This window comes from Acinetobacter sp. ANC 5414, from assembly GCF_013004295.1.
In the GTDB taxonomy this organism is placed as follows: Bacteria; Pseudomonadota; Gammaproteobacteria; order Pseudomonadales; family Moraxellaceae; genus Acinetobacter.
The window spans coordinates 64,730-78,418 of record NZ_JABERM010000012.1; the positions used below are offsets into that span (position 1 = coordinate 64,730).

The 13,689-nt window shown below is 41.9% G+C and carries 11 protein-coding genes; 7 read left to right on the top strand and 4 right to left on the bottom strand.

The window, feature by feature from the left end; all coding sequences use genetic code 11:
* Positions 1-5 precede the first annotated feature (5 nt).
* The 3 genes from lysA to HLH18_RS08385 all read right to left on the bottom strand — a co-directional run bounded on the left by lysA (position 6) and on the right by HLH18_RS08385 (position 3,051).
* The gene (lysA, locus tag HLH18_RS08375) at positions 6-1,250 is read right to left on the bottom strand and encodes a diaminopimelate decarboxylase (protein WP_171546464.1); all 1,245 of its coding nucleotides are present in this window, start codon (positions 1,248-1,250) and stop codon (positions 6-8) included.
* 38 nt (positions 1,251-1,288) lie between these two features.
* Positions 1,289-1,516: an LPS translocon maturation chaperone LptM gene (gene lptM, locus HLH18_RS08380; protein WP_171528494.1), complete on the bottom strand. Its 228-nt coding sequence runs from the start codon at positions 1,514-1,516 to the stop codon at positions 1,289-1,291.
* A gap of 131 nt (positions 1,517-1,647) precedes the next feature.
* Positions 1,648-3,051, bottom strand: coding sequence for an amino acid permease (locus tag HLH18_RS08385; RefSeq protein ID WP_171546465.1), 1,404 nt, complete (start codon positions 3,049-3,051; stop codon positions 1,648-1,650).
* Between the two features lie 284 nt (positions 3,052-3,335).
* On the opposite strand from HLH18_RS08385, the gene radA reads away from it, so the two are divergent.
* From radA to HLH18_RS08400, 3 genes are all read left to right on the top strand, one after another.
* A complete protein-coding gene (radA, locus tag HLH18_RS08390; RefSeq protein WP_171546466.1) occupies positions 3,336-4,727 on the top strand; it encodes a DNA repair protein RadA in 1,392 nt (463 codons plus the stop codon).
* 113 nt (positions 4,728-4,840) lie between these two features.
* Positions 4,841-5,812, top strand: a complete 972-nt coding sequence (locus tag HLH18_RS08395) for a Tim44 domain-containing protein (protein ID WP_171546467.1) — start codon at positions 4,841-4,843, stop codon at positions 5,810-5,812.
* Between the two features lie 312 nt (positions 5,813-6,124).
* Positions 6,125-6,637, top strand: a complete 513-nt coding sequence (locus HLH18_RS08400) for a tetratricopeptide repeat protein (RefSeq protein ID WP_171546468.1) — start codon at positions 6,125-6,127, stop codon at positions 6,635-6,637.
* 54 nt (positions 6,638-6,691) lie between these two features.
* Here the strand turns inward: HLH18_RS08400 and HLH18_RS08405 are convergent, their stop codons facing one another.
* A complete protein-coding gene (locus HLH18_RS08405) occupies positions 6,692-7,216 on the bottom strand; it encodes a cysteine peptidase family C39 domain-containing protein (protein ID WP_171546469.1) in 525 nt (174 codons plus the stop codon).
* Between the two features lie 236 nt (positions 7,217-7,452).
* On the opposite strand from HLH18_RS08405, the gene ahcY reads away from it, so the two are divergent.
* From ahcY to HLH18_RS08425, 4 genes are all read left to right on the top strand, one after another.
* Entirely contained in the window at positions 7,453-8,835 is a 1,383-nt protein-coding gene (gene ahcY, locus HLH18_RS08410) for an adenosylhomocysteinase (protein WP_171546470.1), read from the top strand.
* Positions 8,836-8,987: 152 nt separating this feature from the next.
* Complete coding sequence (gene metF / locus HLH18_RS08415) at positions 8,988-9,824, top strand: methylenetetrahydrofolate reductase [NAD(P)H] (RefSeq protein WP_171546471.1); 837 nt, start codon at positions 8,988-8,990, stop codon at positions 9,822-9,824.
* Positions 9,825-9,853: 29 nt separating this feature from the next.
* Positions 9,854-10,570 (top strand): 16S rRNA (uracil(1498)-N(3))-methyltransferase, encoded by a 717-nt coding sequence (locus HLH18_RS08420; RefSeq protein WP_171546472.1) that lies wholly within the window; start codon positions 9,854-9,856, stop codon positions 10,568-10,570.
* A gap of 171 nt (positions 10,571-10,741) precedes the next feature.
* On the top strand, positions 10,742-13,603 hold the full coding sequence (locus HLH18_RS08425; protein WP_171546473.1) for a bifunctional diguanylate cyclase/phosphodiesterase: 2,862 nt from the start codon (positions 10,742-10,744) through the stop codon (positions 13,601-13,603).
* Positions 13,604-13,689 lie beyond the last annotated feature (86 nt).

Consider the following 13,689-nt stretch of genomic DNA (forward strand, 5'->3'; position numbering starts at 1 on the left):
ACTCCTTAAGGCAATAAGCGTTCTTTATCCCACAATGATTCAATGCTTTCACGCTCACGAATCAAATGTGCCTGATCACCATCGACCATCACTTCAGCAGCACGACCACGGCTGTTGTAGTTCGAACTCATCACGAAACCATATGCACCTGCACCCAATACTGCAAGTACATCATTTTCTTGAAGGGCAAGCTTGCGCTCTTTACCCAAGAAGTCACCGGTTTCACAGATTGCACCCACCACATCCCACTCTTTTGCTTCAACATCGCTACGTGGAGTGACTTCCTGAATATCCATCCATGCTTCGTATAAAGCAGGACGAATCAAGTCGTTCATTGCCGCATCAATAATGGCAAAGTTACGGTGATTGGTCGGTTTCAACAAATCTACTTTGGTCAGTAATACACCGGCATTGGCAGATATACTACGACCCGGTTCCATATACACTTTTAAACCGAGTTTTTCTAAAGCTGGTTTTAGTGCATTGGCATATTCAACAACAGTTGGTGGAACTTCATCTTTATAAGTCACACCCAAACCACCACCGATGTCGATGTGTTTTAGATTGATGCCTAGTTCTTTGAGTTTTTCAATCATCATGATCACACGATCGAGCGCATCCACGAAAGGTTGAGTTTCTGTGAGCTGTGAACCAATGTGACAATCGATACCGACTACATCCAGATTCGGCAGCGAAGCTGCATATTGATAAGTTTCAAATACGCTGTCTGATGGAATACCGAATTTATTTTCTTTTAATCCAGTCGAAATATAGGGATGAGTTTTGGCATCTACATCTGGATTTACACGTAAAGAAATCGGGGCTTTTTTACCCAGTTCAGCTGCCACTTTTTGAATGCGATCCAGTTCGGCATAGGATTCAACATTGAAGCAGGCAATTCCAACTTCCAAGGCTTTTTTAATGTCCGCTTCTGACTTGCCTAAACCAGAAAACACAATTTTAGAAGCATCTCCACCCGCTTTCAGCACACGAGCCAGCTCGCCGCCAGTGACAATATCAAAACCTGCACCCAGCTTCGCCAGTACATTCAATACCGCAATATTAGAGTTCGACTTTACCGCAAAACAAATTTGATGATCGATAAAGCTAAATGCACGATCCATATCGAGATAATGCTTTTCAAAAGTGGCTTTTGAATAAACATAAAGTGGCGTGCCAAATTGCTGCGCAAGTTGTTGCAACGAACATTGCTCTGCGTGCAGAACCCCATTAATGCGGGTAAAACTCATGAATGTATCCTTTCTATGAAAGCGTTAGCAGTTAAAAGCTAAGGGGTTGAAGGCTGATTAGAATCAGCAGGTGCTACCAGCGGTTTCTGTTCAGACGCTTCTTTCTGTTCAGACTGCTGTTTTGAATCGACATTGGGATATAACAAATATTTCGAACGCTTGTCGTAATTCTGATCACTCGGCAACTGTAAAGCTCCAGACTGACCACAACCGACCAAGGCAAAACCTGTTGCCAATAAACTGATGTAGCAAATGACAAGACGCATCTGACCACCTATCCTATGTTTTCGAAGAAGTATAACTCGATCACCGCCGTGACCAAAGTGCTAAACGCTAGAGATTATCGCTAGTTAAAAAAAAACGCCAGTTTCAGACTGGCGTTTTCACAAAAAAAGGCTTATTTATGTTTCGGTTTGTAGAAACCAAAGTAACCAATAATCAAGATAATGAACCAGATTGGACTCACCATCAGCGCTTTCATGGTATCTGCTTCCAAAGACAACACGTAAATCATGCCAATAAAGAAGATGATCACCACCCAGCAGGTAAACAATCCACCCGGTAATTTAAAGGTTGATTTGGCATGCAGTTCTGGACGGGTTTTATAGTAAACAATATAACTCCAGATAATCATCAACCAGACACAGATGAACAAGATGGTTGAAAGCGTGGTTGCCAAAGTAAAGGCTTCAACGGTATTCGGTACAAAGTACTGAAGTGCAGCTCCAAGTAACAAGCAGATCGCAGAGAAATATAAAGCATTGGCAGGAACCGCACGCTTATTTAAGTGTCCAAATGCTTTTGGACCTTGCTCTTCACGTGAAAGACCGAACAGCATACGGCTGGTCGAGAATACCCCACTGTTCATGGATGACATGACTGAAGATAACACCACCAGATTCATGATAATCGCAGCTGCTGCAATACCGGCTTGGCTAAACAGGTTTACAAACGGGCTAATATTCGGATCAATTTTATTCCATGGTGTCACCGACATCACAATCACCAATGCCAATACGTAGAAAATGATGATACGAATCGGAATCGAGTTGACTGCCTTAGGCAAGTTGCGCTCTGGATCTTTGGTTTCAGCTGCAGTTGTACCCACCAGCTCTACACCCACAAAGGCAAAAATCGCAATCTGGAAGCCTGCCAGGAAGCCGGTTACCCCGGTAGGGAAAATACCGTCATGTGACCAGAGATGGGTAAATGAAGCCACCTCACCTGCGGTTGAAGAGAATCCGGTAAAGATCATCCACAACCCAACAGCAATCAGCACCACAATGGCAATAATCTTGATTAAGGCAAACCAGAACTCTAATTCACCGAATAACCTAACCGTAACCAGATTCAGCCCCATAATAAAGATGATGGCGGCAACACTGATCATTACCCCTTCTCCAGGCGAAAATGGTAACCCCCCGTTAAAGAATTGCAGGTAATAAATAATCGCGGATAAATCAGCAATACCAATGGTGATCCAGCACAGCCAATAGGTCCAGCCGACAAAATAGCCTGCCCAAGGACCGATTAAATCTGTCGCAAAATCAATAAAAGACTTGTATTGCAGGTTAGACAGTAACAATTCGCCAAGCGCACGCATGACCAAAAAAACCATAAAACCAATAATCATATAAATGATCAGAATTGAAGGTCCGGCCAGGCTGATGGTTTTACCCGACCCCATGAATAAACCTGTACCAATTGCCCCGCCAATCGCAATAAGTTGCAAATGCCGATTCGATAAACTTCGCTGAAGTTCACCCTGTGCAGCAGATGAACCATGGTTTTCATTTGACATTGTTATTTTCGTCTCTCAAATTTCGTGTGATAAAAGTAGCTCAAATTAAAAAAAATAAATAAAGTTTTTTGAGCGATTATTTAATATTTTTCAAGCCTATGTGTATCTCTGTTGCTTTTTCATCCAAATTCAGTCCCTTTTGTATTGCTGTGTGCATTTCCATTAAATTTAGCAGTTTACGTGCCAACATATAGATTGACGAGATTTTATGCAAAAAATTGTATTTCCATACAGCTATTGCTACATTTCTCATCAATCTTCTTATTTATATAGATAACACTCCAATGAGCAAAGTCAAAACTGTGTACCGTTGCGAACAATGTGGAACTGACCATCCTAAATGGGCGGGACAATGTACAGATTGCGGTGAATGGAATAGTCTGACCGAAGTTCGTCTTGAACCCGCAGTGAGTCACCGTGCACAACCCAAAATGGGCGGCGGATATGCAGGTCAAGTGGCCAATATCACCACCTTAAATAAAGTTTCCGTTTCACATGAATCACGCTTAGCGACGGGCATCAGTGAATTTGACCGTGTTCTCGGTGGTGGCTTGGTCACAGGTTCTGTGGTGCTGATTGGCGGTGATCCAGGAATTGGTAAATCCACGATTCTTTTACAAACCGCGACCCACATGGCATCTGCACAAAGCTCTGCGCTTTATGTCACCGGTGAGGAATCGCTTTCGCAAGTGGCATTGCGTGCCCACCGTTTGGAGTTACCGACAGAGCATCTTCAAGTCATGGCGGAAACCTGTGTGGAACGCATTTGTGAAGTCTTGGCTCAAGTACGTCCTGCTGTTGCCATTCTCGATTCGATTCAAACGCTGTATACCGAAACCTTGCAATCTGCACCCGGTGGTGTTTCCCAAATTCGTGAATCTGCCGCCTTACTGACCCGTTTTGCTAAAAATAGTGGCACATCTTTATTTCTTGTGGGGCATGTGACCAAAGAAGGTGCTTTAGCGGGTCCGCGTGTTCTAGAACATATGGTCGATTGTGTTTTGTATTTTGAAGGTCAATCCGACTCACGTTATCGCATGATTCGTGCGGTGAAAAACCGTTTCGGTGCAGTCAATGAATTGGGCGTGTTTGGCATGACCGACAAAGGCTTACGTGAAGTTTCCAATCCGTCCGCTATTTTCTTAAGTCGTTATGACGAAGCCATCCCCGGTTCGATTGTGATGATTAGCCGTGAAGGCACGCGCCCACTATTGGTTGAAGTGCAAGCCTTGGTGGATGATGCACATGGTCAACCGCGTCGTGTGGCTTTAGGTTTGGAACAAAACCGACTGAATATGCTGCTTGCGGTAATGCATCGTCATGGTGGCGTACAAACTGCAGGACAAGATGTTTATGTCAATGTGGTCGGTGGTTTAAAAATTACCGAAACTGGCTCTGACCTTGCGGTTTTACTTGCCTGTGCTTCAAGCTTGCGTGGTAAAGCATTACCTCAGCAACTGGCGGTGTTTGGCGAAGTGGGGCTATCGGGTGAAATTCGCCCTGTGCCGAATGGTCAGGAACGCTTAAAAGAAGCGGTTAAGCATGGTTTTAAATACATTATTCTGCCTAGAGGCAATGCGCCACAAAAACCAATTCCAAATGTACAGATCATTTCCGTGGCACGGTTACATGAAGCCTTAAGCGAAGCCATGAGCTTAAGTGAAGAATTGGCTTAGGCTTAGACATATGAAACATTATGTAAAAAAAACACCAATTTGATATTGAAATTCGGTGCAAATGACTGCATAACTATAGGGCTATAATTTACTTTTTATTTAGGAAAAATTCGATGGAAGTTCGACAGCGTGGTTTGATGGCAGGTCTTTTAATGGCAGCTTTGGTGGTCGCACCAATGGCTGAAGCGAAACGTGCAGGTGGTGGTAAAAGCCATGGCATGAGTCGTTCTGCTACTCCAAGTCAATCTTACCAACAACCGCGTCAAGCTACTCCTGCCCCACAACCAACTACCGCACCTGCTCAACAATCTGGTTCTGGCGTAGGTAAAATGGTTGCTGCTGGTGTTGCTGGTGCTGCGATTGGTGCAGTTGCCGCGAATGCAATGGCGGATGACAAACCTGCTGCAAGCGGTGCTGATGCTACAGCACAACAGCAGGAAGAAAAAGGCGGACTTCCAAGCTGGATCTGGATTCTTCTGGCAGCTGCAGTCGCATTCTTCTTGTTCCGTAAATTCGGAGCAAAAAAAAAACTAGCCGCTAACAATCCTTATGCACCAAACAATGCTGGCAATACAGCACCGTTTGGTCAACAAACGGCAGCACCACGTACGTCGAATGACAACAGCAATATTTTTGGTCAAACAGTAGGTGGTTCTGCAGCTGCAGCAACTCAAGCACCTTTTGGCGCAGCTTCAACACAAAGTGGTAGTCAATTGCCAGACGGTACTGAACCTGCTGCATTCTTGCGCGTTGCCCGTCAGCGCTTCAACCATATTCAGTCGATGAATACAGCAAGCAACATTGCTGAAATTCAACGTTATTTAACGCCTGATCTTTATCAGTCGATGTATAACGACATTATGGCGAACCAAGACCAGGACGTTGCTGAATTCTCTAACCTAAATGCCATGGTTACAGATTCTGCAAATGAAAATGGTCAATATGTGGTGAGCGTACGTTTCACAGGTACAGTAAGCGAAGATTTAAACAGCTTACCGCAACCTTTTGCAGAAGTTTGGCATTTCACCAAACCTGCAGGTTCTAACCAGGACTGGTTGGTTGCCGGTATTCAACAAGAGGCTTAAGGTCTTTTGAGTTAAAAACAGCGACTTCGGTCGCTGTTTTTAATGAATGCTATAAAAGCAGATTGGATTAAAATCTTCTATAAACAGCCTCTAAGTTGATCATATTTATCTGCTCTGCTTTGTTTGTGGGCTTATGTTTGAGTTATTTTGAATTCAGGATTAAGAAGATTAAAAATGCAACAGTGATTATTTGAGTCGCGAGCACGACCCTTTAGCTCATCTAAAATTGAAAAGTGTAAAAAGCCAATCTTCAGATTGGCTTTTTTGTAGCAAACATTTAGGCTATAGCAATTATGCGCTCTGGATTTTTTAATGTCTGATCTCCCTATTTCTACCGAACTTTTTAACCGTGCGATGGCAGGCAATCGTGATGCACAATTTGAACTTGCTGAAATTTATATGCAAAGTGAAAATGATGAGCATGTTGCTCTTGCTGAAGAATGGGCACTCAAAGCCGCTCAACTGGGTCATATCGAAGCCATGTACTGGCTGGGTGAAGGTTATGCATTTTATGCAAAAGACATGCTGGAAGAAGATCCGGAGGAAGCAAAAACCTATTTTGAACATGCTTACCGTTGGTTAGAACAAGCAGCGAAACATAAACATCCTGCGGCTATTTTAGAGTTATCGAATTTTTATCGTCGTGGCGATGTAGTGGAAAAAGATGTGACCAAGTCGGTTGAATTGGTCAAGCAAGCCGCTGAACTGGGTGAAGTTCAAGCCATGCGTGATTTGGCCTGCATTTATGAACACGGCTTGGGTGTAGATGTGGATGATGAAAAAGCCGATTATTGGCATGATAAAGCACAAGCTGCTGAAGAATAATGGGATTAAAAAGCCCATCAAATGATGGGCTTTTGTTTGATACAGCTTTAAATCTTAACTTTCGATATAATTATGTGCTTCAATCACAATCACTTGTCGACAAATCCCTTCTGCTTGACGTTGTTGTTCAAATATAGTCGCGGGCATCGGATCAAAACTGTCAAAGAAACAGATTTCATCCGCGTTTACATCATAAACAAGTGAGTGATTACCCACATCTTCTAATGTGTCGTAATAGACAATCACAAATTTATTTTGATCAAATGCTTGCTGGATTTGCTGATAATTTAACGCAGGTAGAATAGGCAAACCTAGTTGCTCTGCTTCTTGATAACTGAGTTTTTCACCCTCTTGAAGATCAGGGTCATGATCGGTATAAAACTGAACATTAAAACCGAACTTTTTTAATCCAACAGCTAGACCGATGGTTGTCGTGCCATTTTCAGCATCATATCTACATACATCTACCAGTTGCTGAATATCAGCATCGATACCTAAATGTTGCAGCAACATCCATACCGCAAAAATCCCACCATTTGCTTCCAGATTGGCTAATTCTTCAGGCATTTCTAAAGCCATAATTTTCATCCAAAATATGATTGTGCTGATAATAATCAATTTCAGATTGGAACAAAATCGATTTCCAAGTACAATAGCCCGCTAGTCGAGGGATGCTGCGACTTTTTCACAGGCATATAAATGTGAAATCGCTAGGCTCGACGATTCGGTCAAAGCTTCTGTGAAATACAGGTTTTGATCAAAAACGGCATCCGCGAACATAACGATCCAATCTATTTTTTCTCTAGGAGATCCTGATGAACGCGGTTAATGCTTCATTTACAGATTATAAAGTTGCCGATATTTCACTTGCTGATTACGGCCGTAAAGAAATCAAACTTGCTGAAGCAGAAATGCCGGCACTTATGGGTTTGCGTAAACGCTACTCAGCAGCAAAACCACTTGCAGGCGCGAAAATTCTCGGCTGTATCCACATGACCATTCAAACTGCAGTTTTAATTGAAACTCTGGTTGAATTGGGCGCTGAAGTTCGCTGGACTTCATGTAACATCTTCTCGACTCAAGACCACGCTGCTGCTGCAATTGCTGCACGCGGTATTCCTGTTTTCGCTTGGAAAGGTGAAACTGAAGAAGAATACATGTGGTGTCTTGAACAACAAATCAATATCAATGGCACGCCTTGGGATGCCAACATGATTCTTGATGATGGCGGTGACTTGACTGCTGTTGTTCACGAAAAATATCCAGAATTGATTGCTAAAATCCACGGTGTGACTGAAGAAACCACCACTGGTGTGCAACGTCTTTATGAAATGTTACGTGACGGTACTTTGAAAGTTCCTGCAATCAACGTAAACGACTCAGTTACTAAATCTAAAAACGACAACAAATACGGTTGCCGTCACTCTCTAAACGATGCAATCAAACGTGGTACTGACATGTTGATGTCTGGTCGTCGTGCGCTTGTGATTGGTTACGGTGACGTAGGTAAAGGTTCTGCTCAATCACTTCGTCAAGAAGGCATGATTGTTCGCGTAACTGAAATCGATCCAATCTGTGCGATGCAAGCATGCATGGACGGCTATGAAGTTGTATCTCCATACAAAAATGGCGTGCAAACTGGCAAGAAAGAAGATATCAACCTTGACCTTCTTCAAAATACTGACCTGATCGTAACAACTACGGGTAACTACCACGTATGTGACTCTGCAATGTTAGATACATTAAAAGCAGGTTCAGTAGTATGTAACATCGGTCACTTTGACACTGAAATCGATACCAACTACTTACGTGGCTACAAATGGGTTGAAGTTAAGCCTCAAGTACACCAAGTGTATCGTTCAGAAGATGAAAGCAACTATTTAATTCTTCTTTCTGAAGGCCGCCTAGTTAACCTTGGTAACGCGACTGGTCACCCATCACGCATTATGGACGGTTCATTTGCTAACCAGGTATTGGCTCAAATGCATTTGTTCGCTGAAAAATTTGCTGATCTTCCTGAAGACCAAAAACAAGCTGCAATTCGTGTAGAACTCCTTCCTAAGAAATTGGATGAAGAAGTTGCTGCTGCAATGGTTGCTGGTTTTGGTGGTGTCTTGACTCAATTGACTCAAGAACAAGCGGATTACTTAGGTGTTCAAGTTGAAGGTCCATTCAAATCTGAGACTTATAAATACTAAGTTTTTATAAATACCTCTCCCTAGCCCTCTCCTTTAAGGAGAGGGAACATTCAATACTGAATGTGCTTGAGGGTAAATCCTCTCCTTCTAGGAGAGGATTTAGGAGAGGTTAAAAGAAATTAAAACAGTATTGATAAAAAAGGATTTGAAAAATGACCAAACGTGTCCCAATTTCGTTTGAATTTTTTCCGACCAAAACTGATGTCGGTGCGGAAAAACTTCGTGTTGTTCATAAAGAATTACAACTACTAAACCCTGAGTTTTTCTCTGTAACTTATGGTGCTGGTGGTTCTACTCGTGAACGCACACTCGCTGCAATCAATGACTTCAATGGTAAAGGTACTCCCGTAGCCCCTCACCTATCTTGTATCGGTGATGACAAAGCTCGTATTGCCGAGTTACTGGATTTATACAAATCACAAGGCATCAATCGTATTGTTGCACTGCGTGGTGACTTACCTTCTGGTCAGGTGGGCTTGGGCGAATTGCCTTATGCGCAAGATCTTGTTCGTTTCATCCGTGAACATTCAGGTGATCACTTCATTATTGAAGTCGCTGCTTACCCTGAAATGCATCCACAGGCAGAAAATTTTGATAAAGACATTCAACACTTTGTCGAAAAAGCCAATGCCGGTGCCAATGCCGCTTTAACCCAGTTCTTCTTTAATCCGGATGCCTACTTCTATTTTATAGACCGCATTCAAAAAGAAGGTGTGAATATTCCTGTTGCTCCGGGCATTATGCCCATTACCAATGCAAGCAATCTGATTCGCTTCGCAGATGGTACGGGCGCTGAAATCCCGCGCTGGATTCGTAAGCAATTGGCCACTTATGGTGATGACACCGCTTCAATCAAGGCTTTTGGTCATGAAGTTGTAGTGAAATTGTGTGAACGTCTGCTTGCAGGCGGTGCGCCAAGCTTGCACTTCTATACCATGAACACGACAGATCCAACACATCAACTCGTGATTGATCTTGGTTTAGCTTAATTTTTTATCTGATTTGTGAGTAATACTGAATGCCGCGTTTTTATATTGAGGCTGATTTGGCTGTTGATATGAATGTTGAATTAACCGAAACGGTTTTTCATCATTGGGTGAAAGTATTACGTGCACAAGTCGGTGAAAAAGCCACCTTGTTCAATGGACAAGGTGGTGAATACGACGTGACGCTTGTTGAAATTGCAAAAAAATCAGCGAGCGTTTCTGTCGATACATTCAACCCTGATGATCGTACCCCAGCATTCACAGCCTTACTGGGTCAAGTGATGAGTAAAGGTGATCGCATGGATTATGCCATTCAAAAAGCAGTTGAACTGGGTGTATCCAAAATCCAGCTTCTCACTTCTGAACGCTGCGAAATGCGCCTTAAATATGATCGTGATCAAAAGAAAATTGATCACTGGCAAGGTATTGCCATTGCTGCTTGTGAACAATGCGGGATGAATAAAGTCCCCGAAGTCTTAGCACCGATCTCTTTACAAGACTGGTTAGCCAATGAACTGCCTACCACAAAATTAGTGCTTGCACCCAATAAAGATCAAGTCGATGTTCTAGCCGATGCCACACCTGATATTGCACTTTTAATCGGTCCTGAAGGTGGACTCAGCGAGGCTGAAATACAATTATCCAACGATGCTGGATTCATTAATTGGTGTATTGGTAATCGCGTTTTACGTACCGAAACTGCTCCAATCGTTGCTTTATCTATTTTAAATTATAAAGTAACTGTATAGTTCATCTGATTTTAGATAAATAGTACCTGATTTGATTGATTTTTCTCAATAACATTATTAATCTTGATTTCAACATACAAATGTATATTTAAAATACAGTTTAGTTTTTTTAAACACGATTAATATTTAGAAAGCAATTTATCGCAAAACAAAAATAAGGTTTCTGCTTTTATGTCAGATATTCAAGATGAGTATATTAAACAGCATGTGAGTGCTGCCCAAATTACCAATACGATTCGACTCAGTCGATTCTTTCTTGTCAGTATTCTGATCGTTTCCTTATCTGTTTATTGCATTTACCAATTTTATTTTACAAAACCCTCTTTCTATTTCAATGTATGGTTTATTGCCACTGAACTGTTGAGTTGTTTAAGTTTGCTCATCATCAGTCTCTATTTTAAGCCACATCATTTCGCACTAAATCACGCACATCGCTGGCTGCAATTTCAATGTTTGGCAATAGGAAGTTGTATTGCTATTGGTATTGGTCTGATTTACTACTACTTACCGCAATATAACCCTAATTTCAGCCATGTGAATGCTTTAATTCTCTCGGCTTTATTACTGATTGTGAGCCAAGCCTTTGCTCTGACTTTCTTGACCCAACGTCTAAATTATTTTTGTTTGGCCTTTATTCCAGCCATTTTTCCTTATCTTGCCTCCCAGTTTTTTGCTACAGAGACCTCGAATTATTTATTCCATTTAACGGTCAATTTCACTGTTATTGTCATTTTACTTTGTGCAAATTCTACGACGCGCATTCATAAACGCATTTCAGCACTGTATTCCAAAAATAATCGCTTGGTTAAAAATGCCGAACAACAGGTTCTCTGGACAGATGAGTTATGTCAGCAGTTACAAACTGAAATTAATAAATCCAAAGATATTGAACTGCAATTACAATTAAATAATCAGCTTCTTGAACAGAAAGTCAAAGAGCGAACTTTTGATATTGCTAAAATGAATGCTGATCTGGAAAATCAGCAACAAAATTTGATGTTGGCACACGGAGTCGCGGGACTTCGACCGTGGGACTGGAATATTAAAGATCGAGAAATCCTAGTCACCAATTCTAAACACCAAAAGACCCTAAAACCTTCAAAACAGCACCATCATCAACTGCAAAATATCATTCATCCCGATGATCTCGAACACTTCCAAACCTCGATGAAGCAAAACTTACGCGGCCAAACCGATCAGTATGAAGCCACGTATCGAATTCAACCCAGTAATGGCAAATGGAAATGGGTCCATGATATTGGTAGAGTCATTGCGCGTGACCCTAACAATAACAAGCCTCTGCGTATGGTCGGGATTCGTCGTGACATCCATCAAGAACGGACCGATCAGGAACGCTTAAAACTTGCAGCAAGCGTCCTGCAACAAGCAGCTGAAGGGATTTTCATTCTTGACGAACAACTTTGCTATATCGACGTCAATCCATTCTATGAACAATTGACGGGTTTTAGCCACGAGCAAATTATTGGCAAGCATTTATTTGATATCGCTGCAAATTATAAACCGCATCAAAGAAACAGCCATTCTTCCATCATCAATCAACTAGATAAAATGGGGGAGTTTGATGGTGAGCTCAATGAAAAATTTCTTTCTGGTAAAGAACTTACTGTCTGGATGCGGATTAATGCCATTATCGATGAAAAAAATCGTGTCACGCACTATATTGGTATCGTCTCTGATTTAACGGAACGTAAACTGCAAGAACAACGTCTGTCTTATCTGGAAAATTACGATCCGCTGACCGACCTGCCGAATCGCTTTTATTACAACTATCAATTACATCAATATCTAGTCAGTCAAAAGGATTCGATTAAACAGCTCGCTGTAATTCGTCTGAATATTGATCGCTTCAGACCTTTAAATGAATTCCTGAGCAATAGTGGTGGTGATGAACTGTTACGCCAAGTGGCTCAAAGACTACGGCTCACCAATGCTGAAGCATTATTGGTCGCCCATTTAAATGGTGATGACTTTGCCATTGTCTATGAAATTTCGCATATTCGTCCATCGATTCAGCACCATTGTGAACGGATGAGCAAAGCATTTTCATTACCCTTTAACATTTTTGGTCAGGATCATATTATAACCCTGTCTATGGGGATTGCTTTCTATCCTGAAAATGGCCGCCAACTGGATTATCTGAATAATTGTGCAGAACAGGCATTAATCGAAGCGAAAAGCTTGGGTGGCAATACCATCCGTTCTTACTCCAATAAAAATACCGCCTTACTTGAGCAAGGGATTTATCTGGAACGCGATTTACGACTCGCGATTAACAACAATGAACTGATTGTTTACTATCAGCCAAAAATTAATTTTAGCGACCAAGACATTTATGGTTTTGAAGCTTTGGTTCGCTGGAATCACCCAAGCAAAGGCATTATTCCACCAAATTTGTTCATCCCCCTTGCAGAGCAAACCAGTTTGATTTCTGATATTGGCAGAATTGTTATACAACAAACCGCTAAGCAAATTAGAAATTGGAATGATTTAGGCTTTAATAATATATGTGTTTCGGTCAATGTGGTCGCACAGCAGTTGCAACGTGGACAGTTACTCGAAGACCTCGATCATGCCATTCAGACCTACAAAATTTCAGGCTCGAGCCTGGAGCTTGAGATTACCGAATCATCACTGCTTGAGAACTCGGTTACGGTTAAAAATCTGCTCGATGAAATCAAGAAACGGAAGATCAATATTTCTCTGGATGATTTTGGAACGGGTTACTCCTCCCTATCTTATCTTGCTGATTTTCCGATTGATATATTAAAAATCGACCGCAGTTTTATCTCCAGAATTGGGCAAGACAAACAAGAGGCGATTGTCAGTGCCATGATTGCCATGGGCAAAGCCATGGGCATGGTCGTGGTTGCAGAAGGCATTGAAACTGAGGAACAGCTTCAATATCTACAGGATCTTGAATGTGACATTGCTCAAGGCTTCCTGTTTTCAAAACCCTTACCCGAAAGTGAAGCAACAACCTTCCTGGAACAACACCGACTTATACCTTCTTAATATAAGTCGACACGTCTAAATATCAGTTTGCTTGAAAATGGTATATTCGCGACTGTGCTAAGGTCGCAACAAATGTTATATTCAGG

Coding starts and splice junctions, on each gene's coding strand:
- lysA (WP_171546464.1), bottom strand. CDS start 1,250: ATGAGTTTTACCCGCATTAATGGGGTTCTGCACGCAGAGCAATGTTCG.
- lptM (WP_171528494.1), bottom strand. CDS start 1,516: ATGCGTCTTGTCATTTGCTACATCAGTTTATTGGCAACAGGTTTTGCC.
- HLH18_RS08385 (WP_171546465.1), bottom strand. CDS start 3,051: ATGTCAAATGAAAACCATGGTTCATCTGCTGCACAGGGTGAACTTCAG.
- radA (WP_171546466.1), top strand. CDS start 3,336: ATGAGCAAAGTCAAAACTGTGTACCGTTGCGAACAATGTGGAACTGAC.
- HLH18_RS08395 (WP_171546467.1), top strand. CDS start 4,841: ATGGAAGTTCGACAGCGTGGTTTGATGGCAGGTCTTTTAATGGCAGCT.
- HLH18_RS08400 (WP_171546468.1), top strand. CDS start 6,125: ATGTCTGATCTCCCTATTTCTACCGAACTTTTTAACCGTGCGATGGCA.
- HLH18_RS08405 (WP_171546469.1), bottom strand. CDS start 7,216: ATGGCTTTAGAAATGCCTGAAGAATTAGCCAATCTGGAAGCAAATGGT.
- ahcY (WP_171546470.1), top strand. CDS start 7,453: ATGAACGCGGTTAATGCTTCATTTACAGATTATAAAGTTGCCGATATT.
- metF (WP_171546471.1), top strand. CDS start 8,988: ATGACCAAACGTGTCCCAATTTCGTTTGAATTTTTTCCGACCAAAACT.
- HLH18_RS08420 (WP_171546472.1), top strand. CDS start 9,854: ATGCCGCGTTTTTATATTGAGGCTGATTTGGCTGTTGATATGAATGTT.
- HLH18_RS08425 (WP_171546473.1), top strand. CDS start 10,742: ATGTCAGATATTCAAGATGAGTATATTAAACAGCATGTGAGTGCTGCC.